The following is a 22475-nucleotide window of genomic DNA, read 5'->3' on the forward strand; positions in this document are numbered from 1 at the left end:
CGAGGCGAATGACGGTCGGAGGACCGATCACGCCGCCCGCAACGTCTCGATCTGCGCCAGGGCCGCCGCCCGCGCCGCCTCGATCCGGCACTGGAGGTCCGGCAGGTCGGCGCCGGCGCGGCAGGCTTCCTCGATCTCGCGGCAGAGATCGGACAGGCCGGTGAAGCCGAGGAGCCCGGCGGCCGAGATCATCGCGTGGGCGTCGTGGGCGAGGCCGGCGCGGTCGCCGCTGCGGGCGCGGAAGCGCTGCTCCAGCTCCGCCGCGAGGAGCCCGAGGAGGGCGTCGATCCGCTCCGGGCCCATCAGCGTGCGGGCCTCCGCGAAGGCCTCGGCATCGACCAGCACCGGGACCGGGACGGGGCCGCCGCCATCGGCGCGGTGGCGGGCGATCGCCGCAGCGAGCTCGGCGCGCTTGAACGGCTTGCCGACATGGCCGTCCATCCCGGCGGCCCGGAAGGTCTCGAGCTGGGCCGGCAGCACGTTGGCGGTCATCGCGACGATCGGCACCGTGCCGACCGGTTCGGGCAGGGCCCGGATCGCCCGCGTGGCGGTGATCCCGTCCATGCCGGGCATCTGCACGTCCATCAGCACGAGGTCGTAGGGCTTGGCCCGCACCGCCTCGATCGCCGCCGCGCCGTCGCCGGCGACGTCGACGCTGTGGCCGTCGGCCTCCAGCACCGCCCGGGCGAGGTCCTGGTTGATCGGCACGTCCTCGACGAGGAGCAGGCGGGCCGGGCGCACCGGCTCGGGCCGGCCCGCCGCCTCCTCGGCCGCCGGGGCCGGGCAGGCCGGGAGCCGCACCCGGAACCAGAAGGTCGAGCCCGCACCCGGCCGGCTCTCGACGCCGATCGTGCCCCCCATCAGATCGACCAGACCCTTGCAGATGGCGAGGCCCAAGCCGCTGCCGCCGTATTGCCGGCGGATCGAGCCGTCGACCTGGCTGAAGCGCTGGAACAGGCGGCCGTGCTGCTCGGGGGCGATGCCGATGCCGGTGTCGGAGACCGAGAAGCGCAACGTCCCGCCCTCGGCCTCGACCCGCACCGCGACCCGGCCGGCGGGGGTGAACTTGACCGCGTTGTTGAGGAGGTTGAGCAGGATCTGGCGCAGCCGGTCGGGATCGCCCCGGACCCAGTCCGGCACGGTCGCATCGAGGGCGACGTCGAGGGCGAGGCCCTTGGGCTCGGACAGGCCGCGCACGATCGAGGCGGCGTTGTCGATGAGCGCCGCGGGGGCGAAGGGCACCTCGGCCAGCGCGATGCCGCCGGCCTCGATGCGCGAGAAGTCGAGGATGTCGTCGACGACGGTCAGCAGCGCCCCGCCGGCGGCGGCGATCCGGTCGACGTAGCGGCGGTGCCGGCCCGGCAGGGTGCGGTCGGCGAGCAGCAGGTCGGCATAGCCGATGACGCCGTTCAGCGGCGTGCGGATCTCGTGGCTCATCGAGGCCAGGAAGTCGGTCTTGGCCTGGCTCGCCCGCTCGGCGGTGATCCGGGCCTCTTCGAGGGCGCGAGCGTGGCGCTGGCGCTCGCCGACGTCGCGGAAGGTCGCGATGATCGCCGGCTCCCCCGGGGCGGCGCCCGGGATGCGCCGGAACGCCCCCTCGACCCAGACCCAGGACCCGCTGCGGTGGCGGGCGCGGCAGACGACGCTCACCTGCGTCTCGCCGGCCGCGAGGCGGCGGGCCTGGGTCACCAGGAGGGCGAGGTCCTCGCGGTGGACGCAGTCGCGCAGGCGCATCGCGGCGGCCTCCTCCGGCATGTAGCCGAGCAGGCGCCGCACCGCCGGCGAGACGTAGCTGCGCCGGCCGTCGTCGTGGGCGAGCACGATGAGTTCGCTGGTGTTCTCGGCCAGCAGCCGGTAGCGCGCCTCGCCGGCCGAGAGCATGCCGGCGGCGCGCCGCGCCTCCTCGAGGTCGCGGTGGCGCGTCAGCGCCCGGGTCAGCCCGAAGCCGAGGCCGACCAGCACGGCGCTGATCCCGAGCACGATCGCGGCATCCTGGCGGACGCCGTCGCGCCAGGCCGCCAGCGTCTCGTCCTTCGACAGGCCGGTGGTGACGAGGAGCGGCGCGCCGGCGACGCGCTGGAAGCTGCCGTAGCGCGGCACGCCGTCGATCGGCGAGGCGCTGCCGTCGAAGGTGCCGCCGGCCGCGCCGGCCGCGGCCCGCATCAGGGAGCCGCCGGCGACGCTCGACCCGACCTTGTCCGGCACGTAGGGGTGGCGCACCAGGACCACGCCGTCGCTGCGCAGGAGCCCGATGGCGCCGTTGGCCCCGAGATCGAGCTGGCCGTAGAGCCGTTGCAGCTCGGTCAGCGAGAGGTCGGCCACCGCGACCAGCGGCGTCTCGCCCGGGCGCGGCGTCACCATCCGGGCGACGCTGACGAACCAGGTATCGGCCGGCCCGACCCGGGTCGGCGAGCCGATCGCGAGCTCGGACTGGCCCATCGCCAGGGCGGCCCGGATCAGCCCGGCATCGGTGGAGCGGCCCTCGGCTCCGGCCCCGCCCTGGCCGAACAGCACGCCCGCCGTGGTGCCGTCGAGCACCCGCACGGCCATCACCGCCGGGATATGGGCCATCAGGCCGGACAGGAGCTGGCGGGTATAGGCCTGGCTCGCCCCGAAGGTGTGGGCGTCGACCCGCGCGGCGGCGGCGCTGAGCAGCATGTCGACCGAGGAGACGAGGCGGTTCGCCTCCTGGCCCAGTGCCTGCACCACCGCCTCGGCGGTGCTGCGGGCGTCGCGGATCGTGCGCTCGTAGTCGCGGGTGTCGGTCCAGACCGTGACCGTGGCGAGCCCGAGGCAGGTCGTCACGACGCCCGCCCAGACGCCGCCGACGAGAGAGCGGTAGGACCGTTTCAGGTTCATCTCACGCGCGCCCGTGCCCCGCGCGCCCCGTCCGGGCGCCGGCAAGGGCATTCCGGGCGGGCCGCACGACAGGCGTACGGAACCGACCGTCCCGCGGCAAGGGAATCTTGTCAGAGCAAGTGTGGCCGCGGGACGGGGTTCGGGCCGTTACGGCGCCTCGAAGCGGATCGGCTGGGCGCCCTTGAGCAAGGTCATGCGGCCGAGGTCGTAGACGTGCTCGATGCCGGTGGTGATGGTCAGGAAGTGGTTGCCGGCGAGCTGGCCGACCTTGCTGGCGAAGTGCACGCCGCCATAGGCGAGCAGGATCTCGGTCTCGCTGATGCCGCCCGGATAGAGGATCATCTGGCCCGGGGCCGGATAGCTGGTGTGGTTCTCGTAGCCGACGCCGAAATCGAGGTCGCCGAGGGGCATCCACACGCCCTCGCCGCTCCAGCGCACGTGGATGACCTCGCTCACGAAGGGCAGCGCCTTGAGGAAGGCGGCGCAGGTCTGGGGCGCCTTCTCGAGCTCGAGCCGGCCGACGAGGTCGAACGGGCCGGCCTTGATCTTCAGTTCCTTCACGGGGATTCTCCTTGGTGGGTGGTGGATCGGGGGCTGCCCCCAGAAGCGAGGGCCGGGCCAGACATCACGGCCGCAGCGATCCCGGCCTCAGGTGGCGCAGCACGTCGACGAGCAGGCGCGTGGCGACGTCGACATCGGCCTCGGTGACCGATTCGGCCGGGGAGTGGCTGAGCCCGCCGGCGCAGCGCACGAACAGCATGGCGATGGGGCACAGGCCGGCGAGCGCGAGGCCGTCATGGCCGGCCCCGCTCGGCAGGCGCAACGGGGCGAGGCCCAGCCGCGCGATGCCCTCGGCCAGCGCGTCCATCAGCCCGGGCGCGCAGGCGGCGGCGGGCTCGTCGTAGCTCCCTTGCGCGGTCGCCGTCACGCCGCGGCGGGCGGCGATCGCCTCCCAGGTCTCGCGCAGGCGCGCGAGGGCGGCGTGGCGCACGGAATCGGCCGGGCTGCGCAGGTCGAGGCTGAACCGGGTGCAGGCCGGAATGACGTTGACGGCGCCCCGCGGCACCTCGATCTGGCCGACCGTGGCGACGAGGTCCGGGGTGGCGTTGGCCTCGGCCTCGACCGCCAGCACCATCTCGGCCGCCGCCGCCAGGGCGTCGCGGCGCAACGACATCGGCACCGTGCCGGCATGGCCCGCCCGGCCCTCGACCGTGACGACGAGGCGGCTCGCCCCGGCGATGGCCGAGACGATGCCGACCGGAAGCCCCGCATCCTCCAGGACCGGGCCCTGCTCGATATGGACCTCGAGGTAGCCCAAGGTCGCGGCCGGATCGCGGGCGAGGCCGGCCAGCCCGGCGGGGTCGCAGCCGAATGCGGTGAGCGCCTGCGCGAGGCTCACCCCGTCGGCGTCGCGGGCCTCCAGGGCATCGGGCCGGACCAAGCCGGCGAGCGCCCGCGAGCCGGTGAGGGTGACGGGAAAGCGCACGCCTTCCTCGTCGCCGAAGGCCAGCACCTCGATGGCGAAGGGCAGGCGCTCGCCGGCTCTGTGCAGTTCCTCCACGGCGGCGATCGCCACCACGACGCCGAGAGCGCCGTCGTAGCGGCCGGCATTGCGCACGGTGTCGATGTGGGAGCCGAGGAGCAGGGTCGGAGCACCCGGCACGGCCGCCTCGTAGCGGCCGATCACCGTGGCAGCGGCGTCGCGCCGGACCGCCATGCCGGCCGCGTCCATCCAGCCCGTCACCTGCCGGGCGGCGGCGGCGTGGGCGGGGGTGAGGTAGAGGCGGGTGAGCGCGTCGGGCTCGGCGCTGGAGCGCGCGAGGTCGTCGAGGCGGGCCATCACGCCCGCGCCGAGGGTCGTGTCGGTGTGCTGCATGGCGGTCGTCCGATCAGGGCCTCTGGGGTATGGCCGGAGCGCTCGCCTGTCCAGCTTCGGCGGGCGCCGCCGGCACGGCGTCGGTCGAGACCGGGATCTCGCCGTCGAGGACCCGGCGGGCCCGCTCGCGGTCGATGTCGCCCTCCCAGGCGGCCACCACCACGGTCGCCACGCAATTGCCCACGAGGTTGCCGAGCGCCCGGGCGATGCCGATGAACCAGTCGACCGAGAGGACCAGCACGAGGCCGATCACCGGGATCGCCGGCACCGCCGAGAGCGTGGCGGCCAGCACCACGATCGCCGAGCCCGGGACGCCGTGGGCGCCCTTCGAGGTGAGGAGCGAGATGCCGAGGATCAGCGCGAGGTCGTGGAACGACAAGGCTGTGCCGGTGGCCTGGGCGATGAACACCGTCGCCAGGGTGAGGTAGAGCGAGAAGGCGTCGAGGTTGAACGAGTAGCCGGTCGGGATGACGAGGCCGACGGTCGAATCGCGGATCCCCAGGCCTTCGAGCTTGCGCATCACCTGCGGCAGCACGCTGTCCGACGAGGCGGTGCCGGCCACCACCAGCAATTCCTCGCGCAGGTAGGCGAGGAGCTTGAACAGGCTGAAGCCGGCCAGCCGCAGGATGCCGCCGAGCACCACGACCACGAACAGCGCGACGCCGGCATAGAACGTCGCCACGAGCTTGCCGAGCTGCAGGAGCGAGCCGGCGCCGTAGCGCCCGACCGTGAACGCCACCGCGCCGAGCACGCCCAGCGGCGCCAGCCGGACGATGAGGCCGATCACCCGGAACAGCACCGCGGTGATCCGCTCGATCGACAGGGCGAGCGGCCGGCCGCTCTCGCCCATGAGCGACAGCCCGGCGCCGAACAGCACCGCGATGATCAGCACCTGCAGGATGTCGCCGCGGGTGAAGGCGTCGAAGATCGTGGTCGGGATGAGCTTGAGCAGGAACTCGGTGGTGTTGGTGACCTGCCCGACATTCGCCGTGTAGCCGGCGATCGCCTTGGCATCGAGGGCGGCGGGATCGATCCCCATGCCTTCGCCCGGGCGGACCAGATCGGCGAGGACGAGGCCGAGCAGGAGGGCCACCGTCGTCACCGCCTCGAAGTAGACCAGCGCCTTCAGGCCGACGCGGCCGACCTTGCGCAGGTCGCCGGCGCCGACGATGCCGTGCACCACGACGCCGAAGACCAGCGGCGCGATCGCCATCTTGATGAGCTTGATGAAGCCGTCGCCGAGCGGCTTCAACGCCACCGCGAAGCCCGGCCAGACGATCCCCACCACCACGCCGAGCACCAGGGCGGCCACGACCTGACCGAACAGCGAGCGGAGGAAGCGGGGCATCGGCGGGTCCTTCCCGGGGGATGCCGGTCCCGGGCGGGGGCCTTGCGCCCCTCTCGCCGGTCCGGGACCGGACGCCTACCGTTGGGGCGGCCTCGCCTGGACGTCCAATATTCCGTTGCGTATGATCCAGTCGTCTTTCGTCTGGATACGGTCCGGAAACGCCCGTCTCGGAGTCGGTCCCCGTTGGAGCTGCGGCACCTGCGCTACTTCGTGGCGGTGGCGGAATCCCTGAGCTTCACCGCGGCGGCGGAGCGGCTCGGCGTGTCGCAGCCGCCGCTGAGCCAGCAGGTCCGCGACCTCGAGGCGGAGCTCGGCACGCCGCTCCTCTGGCGCACCAGCCGCAGCGTCGCCCTCACCCCCGCCGGCGCCGCCTTCCTGCCCCGCGCCCGCGCCATCCTGGCCCAGGTCGAGGAGGCATCCGCCGAGGCGAGGGCGGTCGGGGCCGGACGCACCGGCACCCTCGATCTCGGGCTCACCGGCTCGATCCTGGCAGGCCCCCTCGGGCGGCTGATCCGGCTCTTCGGCGAGCGCTACCCCGCCGTGCTGGTGCGCCTGCACGAGATGCCGCCGGGCGAGCAGCCGGCGGCGCTCCACGCCCACCGCACCGATCTCGGCTTCCTGCGCCACCCGCCGGACGATCCCTCGTTGCGCCGCTTGCGCGCCTGGCCCGAGGCGGTCGGCGTCGCCCTTCCGGCGGGGCACCGCCTGGCGTCCCGCCGCGAGATCGCCTTGAGCGACCTGTCCGGGGAGGCCTTCGTCTCGCTGCGCCTGCGCGATTCGCGCTTCGCCACCTCGTTGCGCGACGCCTGCCTCGCCGCCGGCTTCGCGCCGCGGCTGGTGCAGCAGGTGGTCGAATCGGCCTCGCTGGTGAACCTCGTGGCGGCGGGTCTCGGCGTCGCCCTGGTGCCGGAATCGGTCGGCGCCCTGCCGCGGCCCGACATCGCCTACCGCCCCCTCGCCGCGCCGGCCCCGGCCGCCGACGTCTTCGCCCTCTACCGGGCGCCGGCGAGCGCCGTCACCGAGAACTTCCTCGCGCTGATGCGGGAGCACGCCGGCGCGGCCGCGTAGGGTTTCTGAAATCTTCCCCGGGCGATAAGCAGGGGCCCCGCATGCCGCGGGACCGTGATTGCCGAGGGAATCCGAGGATCTGCGCATGACCGAGAAGACCCGCGTCGCCGTCCTGTACGGCGGCAGATCCGGCGAGCACGAGGTCTCGCTGCGCTCCGCCGCCTCGGTGGTGCGCCACCTCGACCGCACCCGCTTCGAGGTGATCCCGGTCAGCATCGACAAGGCCGGCCGCTGGCAGCGCCACGACCTGCGCCGGATCGGGCAGACCGGCGACGAGGTCCTGGCGATCCCGCCGGAGAGCCCCGAGGTGCGCCTGGCGCAAGGGGACGGCGAAGGGTCCGGCGGCCGCGCCGCCGTGGTCGGCCTCGACGGGGCCCGGGAGCGCACCGAGATCGACGTGGTGTTCCCGGTCCTGCACGGGCCGCTCTGCGAGGACGGAACCCTGCAGGGCCTGCTGGAGCTGACCGGGACCGCCTATGTCGGCTCGGGCGTGATGGCCTCGGCGGTCGGGATGGACAAGGACGTCACCAAGCGTCTCGCCGGCCTCGCCGGCATCCCGATCGCCCCCTACCGCGCCTTCACCCGGCGGGCCTACGAGCGCGGCGCGGTCTCCCTCGACGAGATCGCCGCGACCCTGACGCTGCCGGTCTTCGTCAAGCCGTGCAACATGGGCTCGAGCGTCGGCATCCATAAGGTCAAGGCCTGGGCCGACCTGCCCGCGGCGCTCGCCGACGCCTTCCGATACGACACCAAGGTGCTGGTCGAGCAGGGCATCGACGCCCGCGAGATCGAGGTGGCGGTGCTCGACGGCGATCCGCCCTTCGTCAGCGTCGCCAGCGAGCTGAACCCGCAGGCTCATCACGACTTCTACTCCTACGCCGCCAAGTACCTCGATCCCGAGGGCGCCACCGTCGACCTGCCGGCCAATATCGGCCCGGAGCAGATGGAGCGGGTGCGGGAACTGGCGCTGCGGGCCTTCGAGGCGCTCGAATGCAGCGGCCTTGCCCGCGTCGACTTCTTCCTCGACCGGCAGGGCGGCGACTTCTACCTCAACGAGATCAACACCCTGCCGGGCTTCACCTCGATCAGCATGTACCCGAAGATGATGGAGGCCTCCGGAGTCTCGTATCCGGAGCTCCTGACGCGGCTGGTCGATCTGGCGCTGGAGCGGCACCGGACGCGGCGCGGGCTGACGCGCGAGTTCGAGGGGTAGGGTCTGGTGGGCCGGGGATCGGGTTTTTTAAGTCTCCCGGCCTGCTCGTGCGCGGCCCGCGCGCACCGTGATGCGGGCCGGCGCCCCGCTCGCGCGCCGGGTCGCGCGACGCCGTTCCAGGTGGCGCCCTGCACGATGCGCGCGATCCCTCCGGACGCGTGGCTCCCTTGTCCCGACCCCTGCTGACGCAGGGGCCGCCCTCCTCCGCGGAGCGACGGCCGGAGCATGATCCGTGAAGGCCGCAGCCCGCGGAGGCGGGGCAGGGCGCGCTACACCTGGAACGCCTCGTCCACCGGCACCTGCATTCCGGTCACCAGGGCGTTGGTCAGGTTCGCCATGCCGATCACCGCCAGCAACTCCCCGTGCTGCGCCTCGGTCATGCCCTTGGCCCGCGCCGCGGCGGTATGGGAGTGGATGCAGTAGCTGCAGCCGTTGGCGGTCGAGACCGCGATGTAGATCAGCTCCTTGGTCAGCGGGTCGAGGGCGCCGTCGGCGGCCATGACCTGCTTGAGGTCGGCCCAGGTCCGCTCCAGCACGGCCGGCTGGTTGGCGAGCGCGCGCCAGAAATTGTTGATGAAGTCCGAGCGGCGGACCGCCCGGATGTCGTCGAACACCGCCTTGACGCGGGGATCGGCTTCCGCCTCCGCGTCGCTCCACAGTCTCACGGTCGCCATGCTGGTCCTCCCGGGGAAGCCGGCATGGTCCGTCAGCCGGCGTCCCGCGTCGAGGGCGTCAGCGCCGCCGCGTCGAAGCCGTCCGGCACCCGGCCCGACGGGGTGGCGAGCGCGTAGGGCCCGCGGGCGAGGAAGCGACCCGAGCCGGGCTCGGCCAGGACCTGCCCGTCGCGCACCGCGATCTCGCCGCGCCGGATGGTCATGGTGGGCGCTCCCTTGAGGCGCATCCCCTCCCAGGGCGTGTAGTCGATGGCGTGGTGCAGGTCGGCGTTGGTCAGCGTGCGCTCGGCATCGGGGTTCCACAGCACGAGGTCGGCGTCCGCCCCGGGCGCCAGCGTGCCCTTGCGCCCGGCGAGGCCGAACAGCCGGGCGGCGTTGGTCGAGGTCAGGCGCACGAAGGTCGGCAGGTCGATGCGCCCGGCCGCGACGCCCTCGGAGAAGAGCACCGGCAGCCGGGTCTCGATGCCCGGCACCCCGTTCGGGATCGCGTTGAAGGCCGGCATCCCGTCCGGCCGGGCCTTCGCCCCGCCCTGGCCGTAGCCGCTGCTGCCCGGATCGCGCTTGGCGGTGGCGAAGGAGAAGCCGCAATGGTCGGAGGAGACGACGTCGAGCGTGCCCTCGCGGAGGCGCGACCAGATCCGCTCGGATTCGCCGGGCGCCCGGAGCGCGGGCGAGCACACCACCTTGGCGCCCTCGAAATCGGGCTTCGCCAGGTCGTCGGTCGAGAGGGTCAGGTATTGCGGGCAGGTCTCGCCCCAGACCTTCACGCCGCGGGCGCGCGCCCGGGCGATCTCCTCGGCCGCCTCGTCGCAGGAGACGTGGAAGACCTGGATCGGCTGGTCGACGAGTTCGGCGAGCGCGATGGCGCGGTGGGTCGCCTCGCGCTCGACCACCGGCGGACGGGCCCAGGCGTGCTGGAGCGGATCGGTGAGGCCGGCGTCCAGGAGGGCGCGGATGCGCCAGCCGATGGCGTCGTAGTTCTCGCAATGCACGGTCACGAAGGCGCCGAGGCGCCGCGCGGTCGCCAGCACCTCGAGGAACTGCCCGTCGGTGAGGCGCAGGGGATCGTAGGTGAGGAAGACCTTGAGGCTGCGGATGCCGCGGGCGACGAGGGCCGGCACCTCGCGCTCCAGCACGTCGGGCGTCGGATCGGTGATGATCTGGTGGAAGCTGTAATCGGCGCGCGAGGCCCGGGCGCGGGCCTCGTAACCGGTCGCCGTGGCGGCGATCGGGTGACCCTTCCATTGCGGCACGAAGCAGATGAACGAGGTGGTGCCGCCGGCGAGCGCTGCGGCCGAGCCGCTCGAAAAGCTCTCCTCCTGCACGCCGCCGCCCTCGGAGGGCTCCTCGATGTGGCAATGCGGGTCGAGGCCGCCCGGCGTGACGACGAGGCCCTTGGCGTCGATCTCGTCCCGACCGCGCCTGAGATTCCGGCCCAAAGCCGCGATCACCCCGTCGCGCACGCCGAGATCGGCCTCGAACACCTCGGCCGGTCCGGCGAGGGTCGCGCCCCGCACCACCAGGTCGTAGTCGAAATCGTGGCTCGACATCGTGAAGGCCCTCCCTGTCTGCAGGGGTGGTGAAACCGCTCGAGCGGGCTGTCAATTCCGGCCCGGCGGCGACCGGTCCGGGTGCCGGTGGCGTGGGCAGCAAGCCCGCAATTCGGGCACGAGCACGCCGCCCCGGCCCGTCCGGGCGGCACCTGACCCAAGGGCCGGTTTGACAATGTTTCCGGGCCGGCGGACAAGGACGGCACCGCAGAGGTTCCGGCCGTGCCGAGCCGACGGGGATCCCGCCGGCCGTACGCGCACAAGGCCGCCCGCGGCTCACCTGTGGAGGAACCCTCGATGACGATTCGGTTGGATGCCCCGAACCGGCGCGGCCTCATGCTCGGCGCGGCGGCGGCCGCGGTCACGGCCGGGTTGCCGGGCGCGGCGAACGCCAAGGCGCCGATGCTGCGCAGCCAGAGCCCCTACTTCTACCGCTTCACCCTGGGCGACGCCGAGGCCACCATGGTCTCCGACGGCACGCTGCCGCTGGGCGACCCCCACGCCAACTTCCTCGGCCTCACCCCGGCCGAGATGGACGCGCAGCTGACCGGCAACTTCCTGCCGCTCTCCAACGCGGTGCTGGAGCAGAACATCCTGATCCTCAACACCGGCAGCAAGCTGGTGCTGTTCGATACCGGGATGGGCTCGCTCAAGCTGTTCGGGCCGACCACCGGCAAGCTCCTCACCACGATGCGCCAGGCCGGCATCGACCCGAAGGACATCGACGCCGTGGTGATGAGCCACGCCCATGTCGACCATTGCGGCGGCTGCGTCGGCGACGACGGCACGCCGCACTTCCCCAACGCCCAGTTCTACATCTCGCAGGCCGATTTCGACTACTGGACCGATCCCGCCAAGGTGCCGGCCTCGTTCGGCGCCTTCCTCGACACGGCGCGCAAGAACCTGCTGCCGATCCGCGACCGCCTCGTCTTCGTCAAGGACGGGCAGGAATTCCTGCCCGGCATCCAGGCCCTGGCGGCGCCGGGCCACAGCATCGGCCATACGATGTTCATGATCACCTCGGGCAAGGACAGCCTCTGCTACCTCGGCGACCTGACGCACCATCCGGTGCTGCTGATGGAGAAGCCGCTGACCGAGTTCGCCTACGACACCGACCCGAAGCAATCGGCCCAGACCCGGCTCAAGATGCTGACCATGCTGGCCAAGAACCGCATCCCGGTCCTGGCCTACCACTTCGCCTGGCCGGGCATCGGCCACGTCGCGGAGAACGGGCAGGGCGGGTTCCGGTATTACCCGCAGGCGATGAAGATGGAGCTGTAGGGGCGGCGCTCAGCGCTCCCACGCCATCCCGGCGAGGCGCGGGTCGTCGAAGGCCTCGCGGGCGAAGGCGAGCCGCAGGGTCGGAAACTCCCGGATCGCGCGGATGCCCGCCGATCCGGGATGGATGCGCCAGGTCTGCCGGTCGACGATGCGACGACCCGCGAAGGCCTTGCAGGTCAGGAGCGCGAGGTTGGCGCCCCGGCCCGGGTCCCGCACCGAGGCGTAGCGGATCGCCGCCACGCCGTCGGCCCGCGCCGCATCGGCGAGCGCCTGGCACGGACCGTAATCGGTCCGGTGGCCCCAGGTGTCCGCCTGCGCGGCGTAGGGCGGGGCGGTGAGGTCGATCCCCCGGTCGACCGCGTAGCGCGCCGAGAAGGCGGTGTACTCGGCCGGGTTCTCGGGCCAGGGCGTTCCGGGCGATTCGGCGAAGAACAGGAGGCGGTAGAACGCCACTTCGGCCACGGCGGTCTCGACGGCTTCCGCCGCGTAGTACACGCCCTCCGGCTGGTTGGCGCGCCGGAAGCGCGAACCGTACGGATAGGGCCGGTAGCGAAACGGTGCCGACAGGAGGTAGTCGAGGGGGCGGCACGCCGCCGGCATCGGCGGCTTCGAGGCCTCGATCAGCTCTTCGAGGAGCTGCTGCTCCTCGAGCGTATCCGTCAGCTTCATCGTCGCGACGAGGTGCTGCGCCTCGACGAGGCGCCAGCAGGTGCCCGCGAGCGACCCGGTCTCAAATGACGGCACGCCGGGCGTCCAGGTAGAGGACGGTGCTCACCAGGCCTTCGACGGTTCGGATCAGGTCCAGGGGGACGGCGTTGAGGGCCGTATTCTCGGCCCGGAGCCACGCCGTCGCCACGGCCGGATCGCCGCCGGTGACCGCGTCGAGCGAGCGATAGAGGCGGATCAGCATCACGGCGAGCTCGAACGATTTGCCGTGCCGCTCCAGCATGAAGTCGCCCCGCGTCAGGCGCGAGACCGAGGCTTCGGACAGGCCGACGATGCCGGCGAGCGCCCGGTTGCTGAGCCCGAGGGCGGCGGCCGCCCGCACCACCGCCTTGCTGACGGTCTGCGCCTCGCGCTGCTCCCGGTCGGGCTGGGTGACGGACTTGAGCATGGCCATGTCCTCTTTCTCAGGAAGATATAGGACATGAAACTTTCAAGGGAAAGGGTAGTTCACCCCGCCTTCGGCCGCGGCCCGTAGGACTTGAACCGCTCCGTCGCCTCCGCCACCTCGGCCTCGCTCAGGATGTACGGCCGGCCGACCTGGAGCGCCACGGCGTATTGCCGGCACAGGGTCTCGAGCTCGACCGCGAGCCACAGGGCCTTGGCGAGGGTCGGCCCGGTGGCGATCATGCCGTGATTGGCGAGCAGGCAGCAGGTCCGGTCCTGGAGCGCCTCCAGCGCCCGCTGCGACAGCTCCTCGGTCCCGAACAGGGCGTAGCCGCCGCAGCGCACCGTCGGACCGCCGGCGGCGGCGATCATGTAGTGGGCGGCCGGGATGTCCTTCCGGCACATCGCGAAGGCGGTGCAATAGGTCGGGTGGGCGTGGACGATCGCCGCCACGTCGGGGCGGGCCCGCAGGATGTCGCGGTGGAAGCGCCACTCGGAGGAGGGCGGGAGCGCGTGGTCGGCCCGGCCGTCCATCGTCATCGGCACGATGTCGGCGGGCGTCATCTCCTCGTATGGGAGTCCCGAGGGGGTGATGAGCAGGCCGTCGCCGAACCGCGCCGAGACGTTGCCGGACGTGCCCTGGTTCAGGCCCTGATCCGCCATGCTGCGGCAGGTCGCGACGATCGCCTCGCGCAACTCCGCCTCGGTCTCAGCCATTGCCCGCCTCCGCCGGTGCCTCTGCCCGCCCCTTCGCCCTGGCCTCAGCCATAGCGTCTTGCCGGCGCCCGAGCCAGAGTCCGTCGACGAGCCAGGCGAGGGACAGCGGCACCGCCAGGACCGAGAGGGCGGTGGCGCTCAGGCCGAGCCAGGCCACGAGGGTGAAGGACCAGGCGCCGACCTGGTCGCCGAGGCGGTAGACCACCGTGTCGATGAAGGCCTTGGCCTTGTAGCGGTCCTCCCGCGGCAGCACGGTGAACAGCACCTCGCGTACCGGCCGGGCGATGGCGAAGTTGCCGGCCCGGCGCAGCACGCCGAACACCACCACGCTGGCGACGGTGGGCGCGACCGCGAGCAGCCCGAAGCCGAGCGCGCTGACGAGCGGCAGGATCGCCAGGGTGAGGCCGACGCCGAGCCGCTTCACAATCCGCCCGGTGAGGAAGAGCTGGATGCCCAGCGTCAGCACGTTCACCGCGAGGTCAACGGAGGCGAAGAACGCCGTCTGCGAGCCGCGATCCGGGAAGGCGCGCTTCGCGATGCCCGCCTGCTCGAAGTACAGGAAGGTCGAGGTGATCGAGAACAGGAGCAGGAACAGGCAGATGCCGAGCAGGTAGGGCGAGCCGAGCACCCGGCTGATGCCGGCGAACGGGCTGCCGCCGATCGCCTGCGTCGCCGCCCCCGGCTCGCGCGACAAGGCATCGGAGATCCGCGCGAGCCCCCGCATGCTGATGACGGCCACTTCGAGGAGGGCCGCCGCCGCGAGCAGCAGGAAGGGCGTGGGGACGTCCCGCGCCAGCACGGCGGTGAAGGCCGAGCCGGTGATGGCGCCGAGCGTCGCGCCGGCCGCGATAAAGCCGAACAGCCGCTTGCCCTGCGCGGTGTCGAACACGTCGACGATCGTCGCCCAGAAGATCGACACCACGAACAGGTTGAAGATCGACAGCCAGACGAAGAACGCCCGGCCGATCCACACCGCCTCCTCCGGCCCGCTGCGGTAGAGCACCACGGCGAAGACCAGGATGTTGGCGGCAAAGAAGCGGTAGGTGATCGGGATGAAGCGGGCCCGCGGCAGCGTGCGCACCAGCCAGCCGAACGGCACGTTGAGCACCAGCATGCCGATGAGCGTGGCGGTGAACAGCCAGGGCAGGTTGTCGAGCCCGCCGGCCAGCCCCATCTGGTCGCGGATCGGCCGCATCACGTAGTAGGATGAGAGCAGCGCGAAGATGTAGAGCCAGGCCCAGCCCAGCGCCGGCACCTCCTCCGGCCGCACGTCGGTGAGGCGCCGGAGCCAGGCCGGCACCTTCAGGCCGGCCTGCGCCGCCTGCGCGGCGTCAGGGGTCATTCGGCGACCCCGAAGGCCTTGCGGGCCTCGGGCGCGGTGACGTCGCGACCGTAATTGGGGGCGCCCATCTGGAACTGCCGCGCCGCATCGAGGCCGCCGACCACCACCGGCTCGAAGCCGGCATCGCGCACCAGCGTCGCGGCCACGTCCAGCGCCTGCTTGTCGTCGCCCGCGACCGGCACCGCCATCGCAGGCCCGCTGCGATGGGCGTTCTGGGCGAAGAGCCGGTAATTCGCCGCGTTGAAGGCCCGCACCAGCCGCGCGCCGGCCAGGTACTTGGCCGAGGTGGCGCCGATGCCGGCGCTCTCGGCCTCCGCCGCGAGGTCGCCGTCGCGGGCCTTGGTGGCGTTGCCGGCGTCCAGCACGACCTTGCCCTTCAAGGAAGCGCCATAGGTCTTGCCCAGCTCCGGATAGGCCTTGTACGGCACCGCGATCAGCACCGCGCCGCCGAAGGCGAGGGCCTGCTCGACCGTGCCGGCCTTGGCGAGCGGTCCCAGCTTCTCGACCAGCGGCTTCAGGTCTTCCGGATGTCGCGAGGCGAACATCACCGGATGGCCGGCCTTGACCCACAGGCCCCCGATCGTCCCTCCGATATTGCCGCCGCCGATCACCGCGACCGGCATCTTGGCATCCTGCGCCCAGGCGCCCCCCGCGAAGGCGGGCGCGGCGGCGAGCGCCAGGGCTGTCGCCCCGGCGCGCAGAATCGTGCGGCGATCACAGGCCATCGATGAACTCCTCCATCTTGCGGCGGGTGGCGGCGTCCGGCAGGCGGCCGCGCGCGGCGCCGAGATTGTCCTCGACGTAGCGGACCTGCGCCGTGCCGGGGACCGGGCAGGTCACCGCCTCGTGCGACAGGACGTACTTGAGGAAGAATTGCGGCCAGCTCGCACAGTCGAACTCGGCGGCCCAGGGCGGCAAGGCGCGGCCGCGCACCAGGTTGAACAGCCGCTCGCGCCCGAACGGCACGTTGACCATCACGGCGATGCCGCGGTCCCGCGCCAGCGGCAGGATGCGCTCGGCGGCCTGCCTCGCATCGACGGCGTAATTGACCTGGATCGCGTCGAGCTTTTCGGCCTTCATCAGGGCTTCGAGGTCGCCGTACTGCGTCTCGGCCCAGGTGGTGGCGCCGAGGTAGCGGATGCGCTTCTGCTGCTTCAGTTCGCGCAGGAGCGGCAGCTGCGCCTGCGGGTCGATCAGGTTGTGGACCGCGATCAGGTCGATCCGGTCGGTGCCGAGGCGGCGGAACGACTGCTCGATCTGCGCCTGCCCCGCCTCGCGCCCCCGTGCCGCCACCTTGCTGCACAGGAAGACCGTGTCGCGCAGCGTCGTCTCGGCGAGGATCCGGCCCAGCACCTCCTCGGCCCGGCCGTAATCGGGCGCGGTGTCGATCACGGTGCCGCCCAAGGCCGCGAACTTCGCCACGGTGTCGCGCAACGGCGCCATCGCGTCCGAATCCGGCGCCACGTCGTAGCGCCGCGAGGTGCCGATGCCGATGGCCGGCACCGTCTCGCCGCTGGAGGGGATCGGGCGGCGGATCGGCCCGTCGCCTTGCGCCGGGCCCACTTGCGCCAGGAGCCGGCCGGGCAGGAGGCTGGCGGCCAAGGATCCGGCCAAGGATCCGGCGACTGAGCCGGCCAGCACGGCGCGGCGGTGGAGCGTCATGCGATGAGTCCTCGGACCGTCGTTGCCTCGCTGGCGGGAAGGTTAGGGCGCGGAGGGCGACCTGCCCACGCCGGGCCCGCACACAAGCGCTTGAGGGAAGCCGCATCCGGACGATCTCGGCACCGTCTCGGATCCCTGCGAGGATTCTCGCGACTCCCTTTTCTCCCATCCGCGACCTCAGGATGAGGTCGTGGGTGGGAGCGGTGGAGCCGAGCGGGCGGTCACCCCAGGCAGGCGGGCAGCCGCAGGAAACCCCGGAAGCGGACCCGCTGCGAGCGTTCCGGCCTCCCGTCGAGGCGGTAATCCGGAAAGCGGGCGAGGAAGCGCGACAGCGCGATGCGGCCCTCCAGCCGGGCCACCGCCATGCCGACGCATTGGTGGATGCCGCTGGCGAAGGCGAGGTGGCGGTTGGGGTCGCGGGCGACGTCGAACCTGTCGGGGTCGGGGAACTGGGCGGGATCGCGGTTGGCGGCGCCGATGCAGAGCGTGATCTGGGTGCCCGCCGGAAACTCCCGCCCGCCCATCGCGAAGCCGGTCGTGGCGACGCGGTTGCCGAGCTGGTTCGAGCTCTCGAACCGCAGGACCTCCTCGACGGCCTTCCGCATCAGGTCCGGCTCGGCGAGGAGGCGCGCCCGCGCGTCGGGATGCTCGGTCAGGAGGTGGAGCCCGTTGCCGATCAGGTTGGTGGTGGTCTCGTGCCCGGCATTGAGGATGAAGATGCAGTTCTGCAGCAGCTCTTCCGACGACAGCCGCTCGCCCCCGACCTCGCCCTGGATCAGGCGGGTGAGGATGTCCTTGTCCGGATCGCCCGGCCGCTGGCGGCGGTCGGCGACGAGCCGGTCGAGATAGGCCAGGAACCCGGTCACCGCCCGGTTGCCGGCCTCCTCGATCTCGGGCGACAGGACGGGCTCGAGGGCGCCGAGGATCGCCAGCGACCAGTCGCGCAACGGCCCGCGCTCGGTCCTCGGGACGCCGAGCAGGTTGCCGATCACCTCGACGGGGATCGCGGCGGCGAAATCCTCGATCAGGTCGATCCGCCCGCGCGTCTCCGCCGCGTCGAGGAGATCGTCCACCAGCGCAACGATGCCGGCCTCCATCGCGGCGATCGCCCGCGGCGTCAGCGCGCCCGCGATGATGCGCCGGACCCGGGTGTGGCGCGGGGGATCGTTGAACACGAGGCTCGCGGTGTGATGGCGGTAGAGGGGGGACGGCCCCGCCTCCGGCACCCGGAACTTGGCCCCGAACTCGACCGTCTTGTCCGAGCTGAAGGTCGCGGCGTCCTTGTAGACCCGCTCCAGATCCGCGTAGCACGAGAGCAGGATCTGCCCTTCTCCCATCCGGTGGACCGGGGCATGCTCGCGGAGCGCCGCGTAGACCGGGTAGGGGTTCGCGACGAACCCCTCCGGCAGGCGCCGCAGGTCGAACCCCTCGGCGAGGGCGGGGTCGCTCGTCCGGCTGGACTCGGTCATCCCGGTCACCCGCGCTCCTTCGGGGCGCAGGCCGGGTTCATTGGCAGGAACGCCTCCTCCCTGGGGATCGTGCGCAGCACCTCGTAGAGGTCCCACGGTCCCTTGGAGGCGGCGGGCTCCTTCGCTCGGTAGAGCACGGGGTCGTAGAGGAGCCGCCCGTCGGCCCTCAAGGTCGCGGGGTGGTCGAAGAACGCCACCGGCAGGCTGCGCATGGCGGCGTTCGCCGCCACCGCCTCGTCGGTGCCGGCCTTGTCGACCGCCTTCAGGTAGTGGGTGACGGCGGCGTAGATCAGCGCCTGGTTCTTCGTCGGCATCGCGCCGGTGCGCTCCTGGAAGCGCTTGGCGAAGGCCCGGGACGCGTCGTTCTGGTCCCAGTAGAACGCTTCCGAGAAGGTCAGGCCGTGGGCCACCGACAGGCCGAGCCCCTTGATGTCGGTGACGTAGACGAGGAAGCCCGTGAGGGTCTGGCGTCCGCCGGTCAGGCCGAACTCGTCGGCCTGCTTGACCGCCTTGGTGAAGTCGTCGCCCACGCTCGCGAAGGCGACCACGTCCGCCCCCGAGCTCTGGGCCTGGAGCAGGAAGGACGAGTAGTCGGCGGTGTTGATCGGGTGGCGCGAGGTGCCCAGCACCTTGCCGTCCAGCGACTCGACGACGGTCGTCGCCTCCTTCTGCAGGGCGTGGCCGAAGGCGTGGTCGACCGTGATGAAGTACCAGGACTTGCCGCCGCGCTCGAACACCGCCCGGGCCGTGCCGGCGGTGAGCGCGTGGGTGTCGTCGGTCCAGTGCGAGCTGACCGGGGAGCAGGTCTTGGCGGTGAGGTCGGACGTCGCCGCCGCGGTGATCATCACCGTGCGGTTCTTCTCCTTGGCGACCGCCTGGACGGCGAGCGCGATGGCGGTCACCGGCAGGTCGACGACGGCGTCGACCTTGTCGACGTCGTACCAGCGCCGGGCGATGCCCGATGCGACGTCGGGCTTGTTCTGGTGGTCGGCCGAGACGATCTCGACCGGCTTGCCCCGGACCGCCCCGCCGAAATCCTTCGCCGCCATCTCGGCCGCCGCCACCGAGCCGCGCCCGCCGCTATCGGCGTAGGGGCCCGACAGGTCGGTGAGCACGCCGATCCGCACCACGTCGTCGGAGATCTGCGCCGCGGCCGGTCCGGCGAGCGCCGCGAGCGTCATGGCGGCCCCGCACAGGGCGGTGGTGAAACGGTTCATCCTCGGCTCCTCCCGGCGCCCGCGTCGTCCCGCGCGAGGTCGCCCCGTTCGTCTCTTCGTGTCGTCACGTCGTGTCGTCACTTCCGCCTTCACAGCCCATCCGCGCCCGCGAGGCAAGGGCCGCGTTTCGCCCGCACCCGCAGCGGCACCGCGATCCGACCGGCCAGGCGGGTCACAGGCAGGCGGGCCACAGCCGGGCGGGTCACCCGACGGTAAAGATGACGGTCATCTGTCCGTGCGAGGGTGGCCCGGGACGAAGAGCACGTCACGGTCGTTCCGGCCCGCCGGCCGCCCGGACCGGGATCGGCGCGCCGTACCATCCAGGTCCGCCGCAGGTCGAGGCCCGGGCCATGCTGAAGTCCGGGTCGCTCCGAAACCTTGAATCGTGCTGAAATCAGAGTCATGCCGAAGCCCAAGACGAGCCTCGATCTCCTCGCCGACCTGCTCGACGGCCTCGACATCGGTCTGTGCGCGTTCGACGCCGACGACCGGACGCTGGGCTGGAACCAGACCTTCCTGTATCTCTTCCCCGAGCATGACGGCTTCGTCCATGTCGGCGAGCATTACCGCGAGAACCTGCTGCGGTTCTACCGCACCCGCCTGACCTCCGACGAGTTCCGCTACGTCGAGGAATACGTCGCGAGCAGGATCGCGCGCCACCAGGCCCAGAGCCGCCCCTACGAGTTCGAGCATCGCGGCACCTGGCTGCGGGTCTCGACTCAGACCATCCCGGCGCTCGGCCGGCTGCGGCTGTGGCGGCCGATCACCCGGGAGGCGGCACCCGCCGGCGACGCCGCCGCCGCGCAGGCCGCCCGCGCGGCGCCGGACGGCATCGCGGCGGCGAATGCCGACGGGCGCATCGTGTCGGCCAACCGGCAGTTCGGCCAGCTCTACGGCCTCCCCCCGGCCGAGGCCGTCGGCCTGACCCTCGAGGCGGTGGTGGCCCGGGCCTGGCAGGAGGCCGACGGGGATGCGCCCGACCAGCTGCTGGCGCGCCTGCGGGAATCCCTGCACTTCGCCGGGGCGCCGTTCGAGGTGCCGCTGCCGGGCGACCGCTGGATCCGGGTGATCGAGCACGTGCGCGAGAGCGGCGTGCGCACCGGCGTCCATTTCGACATCACCGCGCTCAAGCGCGAGCAGGCGGCGTTGCGGGCCGCCGAGGCCGAGGCCCTGCGCCGCGCCAGCCATTTCCGCGGCATCATCGAGCACGCGCCGTCCGGGATGCTGGTGGTCGATGCCGCCGGGACCCTGGTCGAGGCGAACCGCGCCTTCCGCGCCGCCCTCGGGGGCGAGGCGCGGGCCGACCCCGTCGGGCAGCCCCTCGCCGCCCTGATGCCGGCCGAGGAGGCGGACCGGCTCGCCGGCCTCCTCGCCCGCGCGGCCGCGGAGGCCGGTCCGGTCCTGACCGAGATGCGGTTCCGCCGTCCGGACGGATCGATGCTGTGGGCCCGGGTCTCGGCGGTGCGCCTCGACCTGCCGCCCGATCCGGTCTCGTCCCCGCTCCCATCGACCCTGCTTCAAGTCGAGGACGTCACCGCCCGGCGCGAGGCCGAGCGGCGGATCGCCCACATGGCGGGCCACGACGCGCTCACCGACCTGCCGAACCGGACCCTGTTCCGCGCACGCCTCGACGCCCTCTTGAGCGAGGGCGCCTGCGCGATCCTGTGGCTCGACCTCGACCGGTTCAAGGTGGTCAACGATACGCTCGGCCATGCCGCCGGCGACACCCTGCTGTGCGAGGTCGCCCGGCGGATGCGGGCCGTGCTCGGTCCTGCGGACACGATCGCGCGGCTCGGCGGCGACGAGTTCGCGGTGCTCCTGCCCGAGGCCGATCCCCTGGCGGCGTCGCAGGCGGCCGCCCGCCTCGTCGAGGCGATGCAGGCGCCGGTCACCGTCGCGGGCCGGGCGATGCATGTCGGCGTCAGCATCGGCGTCGTGCTGAGCCCCTGCCACGGCGGCGACGCCGGCACCCTGATGGCCCGGGCCGACCGGGCGCTCTACGGCGCCAAGGCCGCCGGCCGCAGCACCTTCCGGCTCTACGATCCGGCGATGGAGGCCGCGGTCGCCGAGCGGCACGGCCTCGAGCTCGACCTGCGCCTCGGCCTCGATCGCGGCGAGTTCGAATTGCATTACCAGCCGATCGTCACCGCGGCGGAGCGGCGTGTCGTGTGCCGCGAGGCCCTGGTGCGCTGGCGCCACCCGACCCGCGGCCTGGTCCCGCCGGCCTCCTTCATCCCGCTCGCCGAGGAGACGGGCCTGATCGAGCGCCTCGGCGCCTGGATCCTGCGCCGTGCCTGCCGGGACGCGGTGTCCTGGCCCGACGGCGCCCGGGTCGCCGTCAACGTCTCGGCGGCGCAGGTGAGGCAGGGGCCGCTGGTCGCCGCCGTCACGGCCGCGTTGCGCGACGCCGGCCTGGCGCCGGAGCGGCTCGAGATCGAGATCACCGAGAGCCTGCCGATCGAGGGCACGGCCGCCGACCTGCTCATGGCGCTCCGCCGCCTCGGGGTGCGGATCGCGCTGGACGATTTCGGCACCGGCTACTCGTCCCTCAGCTACCTGCGCCGCTTTCCCTTCGACACGATCAAGATCGACCGTTCCTTCATCGCCGACATCGCCGATCCCGACACGGCCGCGATCGTGCGCGCGGTGGTCGGCATCGGGGCGCAGCTCGGGGCGACGATCACCGCCGAGGGCATCGAGACCGAGGACCAGCTCGCGGCGGTGCGGCGCGAGGGGTGCACGGAGGTGCAGGGCTACCTGTTCGGCAGGCCGGTGCCGCTGGAGGCGTGAGGCAGGCGGCATGTGCCGAAACGTCATCGAGCGTCGGCCCACCTGCTTCGCAGAGACACGGAATCCGGTCACGATCCCGGTCCGCCGGAAGATCCTGGATAGACAAGTCGGTCTGTTTCACTCGCTGCACCGTGGGCCGGCGCGAGGTGTTACGGCCGCTCCATGGCACTGTACTGATCTGCGCCTGGCGGAATACGCCCGTCCCTCGGGCCGGATTTGACGGAGATCGCTGTCGGCGGCCTGCCCTCCTCTGCCGCCGTTGCTTGCCGTTAGACTGGGGATCAATGCACGACATGTGG

The 22475-nt window shown here is 72.4% G+C and carries 18 protein-coding genes; 4 read left to right on the forward strand and 14 right to left on the reverse strand.

Features of this window, described 5'->3' with window-relative positions; translation table 11 throughout:
• Positions 1-27: 27 nt before the first annotated feature.
• From G4G93_RS28590 to dctA, 4 genes are all read right to left on the reverse strand, one after another.
• Positions 28-2859, reverse strand: a complete 2832-nt coding sequence (locus G4G93_RS28590; RefSeq protein ID WP_165089606.1) for an ATP-binding protein — start codon at positions 2857-2859, stop codon at positions 28-30.
• A 147-nt stretch (positions 2860-3006) separates the two neighbouring features.
• The gene (locus tag G4G93_RS28595; RefSeq protein WP_165089608.1) at positions 3007-3420 is read right to left on the reverse strand and encodes a DUF3830 family protein; all 414 of its coding nucleotides are present in this window, start codon (positions 3418-3420) and stop codon (positions 3007-3009) included.
• 64 nt (positions 3421-3484) lie between these two features.
• The gene (locus G4G93_RS28600) at positions 3485-4735 is read right to left on the reverse strand and encodes an allantoate amidohydrolase (RefSeq protein WP_165089611.1); all 1251 of its coding nucleotides are present in this window, start codon (positions 4733-4735) and stop codon (positions 3485-3487) included.
• A gap of 13 nt (positions 4736-4748) precedes the next feature.
• Entirely contained in the window at positions 4749-6083 is a 1335-nt protein-coding gene (dctA, locus tag G4G93_RS28605; RefSeq protein ID WP_165089614.1) for a C4-dicarboxylate transporter DctA, read from the reverse strand.
• 183 nt (positions 6084-6266) lie between these two features.
• Here dctA and G4G93_RS28610 point away from each other — a divergent pair, with 183 nt between their 5' ends.
• Both G4G93_RS28610 and G4G93_RS28615 read left to right on the forward strand, forming a co-directional pair.
• The gene (locus G4G93_RS28610) at positions 6267-7151 is read left to right on the forward strand and encodes a LysR family transcriptional regulator (RefSeq protein WP_165089617.1); all 885 of its coding nucleotides are present in this window, start codon (positions 6267-6269) and stop codon (positions 7149-7151) included.
• Positions 7152-7236: 85 nt separating this feature from the next.
• Entirely contained in the window at positions 7237-8364 is a 1128-nt protein-coding gene (locus G4G93_RS28615) for a D-alanine--D-alanine ligase family protein (protein WP_165089619.1), read from the forward strand.
• A 269-nt stretch (positions 8365-8633) separates the two neighbouring features.
• On the opposite strand, the gene G4G93_RS28620 is transcribed toward G4G93_RS28615, so the two are convergent.
• Complete coding sequence (locus tag G4G93_RS28620; RefSeq protein WP_165089622.1) at positions 8634-9038, reverse strand: carboxymuconolactone decarboxylase family protein; 405 nt, start codon at positions 9036-9038, stop codon at positions 8634-8636.
• Between the two features lie 32 nt (positions 9039-9070).
• The gene (hydA, locus tag G4G93_RS28625; protein WP_165089625.1) at positions 9071-10588 is read right to left on the reverse strand and encodes a dihydropyrimidinase; all 1518 of its coding nucleotides are present in this window, start codon (positions 10586-10588) and stop codon (positions 9071-9073) included.
• Between the two features lie 297 nt (positions 10589-10885).
• On the opposite strand from hydA, the gene G4G93_RS28630 reads away from it, so the two are divergent.
• Positions 10886-11869 carry an MBL fold metallo-hydrolase gene (locus tag G4G93_RS28630; RefSeq protein ID WP_165089627.1) on the forward strand — a complete coding sequence of 328 codons (984 nt, stop codon included), beginning with the start codon at positions 10886-10888 and terminating at the stop codon, positions 11867-11869.
• Between the two features lie 9 nt (positions 11870-11878).
• Here G4G93_RS28630 and G4G93_RS28635 read toward each other — a convergent pair whose 3' ends face one another.
• From G4G93_RS28635 to G4G93_RS28670, 8 genes are all read right to left on the reverse strand, one after another.
• A complete protein-coding gene (locus G4G93_RS28635) occupies positions 11879-12613 on the reverse strand; it encodes an RES family NAD+ phosphorylase (RefSeq protein ID WP_312892287.1) in 735 nt (244 codons plus the stop codon).
• Positions 12600-12983 carry an MbcA/ParS/Xre antitoxin family protein gene (locus tag G4G93_RS28640; RefSeq protein ID WP_165089630.1) on the reverse strand — a complete coding sequence of 128 codons (384 nt, stop codon included), beginning with the start codon at positions 12981-12983 and terminating at the stop codon, positions 12600-12602. Before G4G93_RS28640 ends, G4G93_RS28635 begins: the two co-directional genes overlap by 14 nt.
• A 59-nt stretch (positions 12984-13042) precedes the next feature.
• The gene (locus G4G93_RS28645) at positions 13043-13696 is read right to left on the reverse strand and encodes a class II aldolase/adducin family protein (RefSeq protein WP_165089632.1); all 654 of its coding nucleotides are present in this window, start codon (positions 13694-13696) and stop codon (positions 13043-13045) included.
• A complete protein-coding gene (locus G4G93_RS28650) occupies positions 13689-15038 on the reverse strand; it encodes an NTP/NDP exchange transporter (RefSeq protein ID WP_165089635.1) in 1350 nt (449 codons plus the stop codon). Before G4G93_RS28650 ends, G4G93_RS28645 begins: the two co-directional genes overlap by 8 nt.
• On the reverse strand, positions 15035-15763 hold the full coding sequence (locus G4G93_RS28655; RefSeq protein ID WP_165089638.1) for an NADPH-dependent F420 reductase: 729 nt from the start codon (positions 15761-15763) through the stop codon (positions 15035-15037). Before G4G93_RS28655 ends, G4G93_RS28650 begins: the two co-directional genes overlap by 4 nt.
• Positions 15753-16700, reverse strand: coding sequence for an aldo/keto reductase (locus G4G93_RS28660; protein ID WP_165089640.1), 948 nt, complete (start codon positions 16698-16700; stop codon positions 15753-15755). The genes G4G93_RS28655 and G4G93_RS28660 overlap by 11 nt, the downstream gene beginning before the upstream one ends.
• A 221-nt stretch (positions 16701-16921) precedes the next feature.
• Positions 16922-18169: a cytochrome P450 gene (locus tag G4G93_RS28665; RefSeq protein ID WP_165089643.1), complete on the reverse strand. Its 1248-nt coding sequence runs from the start codon at positions 18167-18169 to the stop codon at positions 16922-16924.
• Positions 18170-18174: 5 nt separating this feature from the next.
• Positions 18175-19386: an ABC transporter substrate-binding protein gene (locus G4G93_RS28670; RefSeq protein ID WP_165089645.1), complete on the reverse strand. Its 1212-nt coding sequence runs from the start codon at positions 19384-19386 to the stop codon at positions 18175-18177.
• 402 nt (positions 19387-19788) lie between these two features.
• Here G4G93_RS28670 and G4G93_RS28675 point away from each other — a divergent pair, with 402 nt between their 5' ends.
• Positions 19789-22176, forward strand: coding sequence for an EAL domain-containing protein (locus tag G4G93_RS28675; RefSeq protein ID WP_165089647.1), 2388 nt, complete (start codon positions 19789-19791; stop codon positions 22174-22176).
• Positions 22177-22475: the final 299 nt, after the last annotated feature.

Source organism: Methylobacterium sp. DB0501 (assembly GCF_011043735.1).
Taxonomy (GTDB): Bacteria; Pseudomonadota; Alphaproteobacteria; order Rhizobiales; family Beijerinckiaceae; genus Methylobacterium; species Methylobacterium alsaeris.

Bases quoted from the DNA above. Each gene is read 5' to 3' on its own strand.
- G4G93_RS28590 (WP_165089606.1), bottom strand. From the start codon at position 2,859: ATGAACCTGAAACGGTCCTACCGCTCTCTCGTCGGCGGCGTCTGGGCG.
- G4G93_RS28600 (WP_165089611.1), bottom strand. From the start codon at position 4,735: ATGCAGCACACCGACACGACCCTCGGCGCGGGCGTGATGGCCCGCCTC.
- dctA (WP_165089614.1), bottom strand. From the start codon at position 6,083: ATGCCCCGCTTCCTCCGCTCGCTGTTCGGTCAGGTCGTGGCCGCCCTG.
- G4G93_RS28615 (WP_165089619.1), top strand. From the start codon at position 7,237: ATGACCGAGAAGACCCGCGTCGCCGTCCTGTACGGCGGCAGATCCGGC.
- G4G93_RS28620 (WP_165089622.1), bottom strand. From the start codon at position 9,038: ATGGCGACCGTGAGACTGTGGAGCGACGCGGAGGCGGAAGCCGATCCC.
- hydA (WP_165089625.1), bottom strand. From the start codon at position 10,588: ATGTCGAGCCACGATTTCGACTACGACCTGGTGGTGCGGGGCGCGACC.
- G4G93_RS28630 (WP_165089627.1), top strand. From the start codon at position 10,886: ATGACGATTCGGTTGGATGCCCCGAACCGGCGCGGCCTCATGCTCGGC.
- G4G93_RS28640 (WP_165089630.1), bottom strand. From the start codon at position 12,983: ATGCTCAAGTCCGTCACCCAGCCCGACCGGGAGCAGCGCGAGGCGCAG.
- G4G93_RS28645 (WP_165089632.1), bottom strand. From the start codon at position 13,696: ATGGCTGAGACCGAGGCGGAGTTGCGCGAGGCGATCGTCGCGACCTGC.
- G4G93_RS28650 (WP_165089635.1), bottom strand. From the start codon at position 15,038: ATGACCCCTGACGCCGCGCAGGCGGCGCAGGCCGGCCTGAAGGTGCCG.
- G4G93_RS28655 (WP_165089638.1), bottom strand. From the start codon at position 15,763: ATGGCCTGTGATCGCCGCACGATTCTGCGCGCCGGGGCGACAGCCCTG.
- G4G93_RS28660 (WP_165089640.1), bottom strand. From the start codon at position 16,700: ATGACGCTCCACCGCCGCGCCGTGCTGGCCGGCTCAGTCGCCGGATCC.
- G4G93_RS28665 (WP_165089643.1), bottom strand. From the start codon at position 18,169: ATGACCGAGTCCAGCCGGACGAGCGACCCCGCCCTCGCCGAGGGGTTC.
- G4G93_RS28670 (WP_165089645.1), bottom strand. From the start codon at position 19,386: ATGAACCGTTTCACCACCGCCCTGTGCGGGGCCGCCATGACGCTCGCG.
- G4G93_RS28675 (WP_165089647.1), top strand. From the start codon at position 19,789: ATGCCGAAGCCCAAGACGAGCCTCGATCTCCTCGCCGACCTGCTCGAC.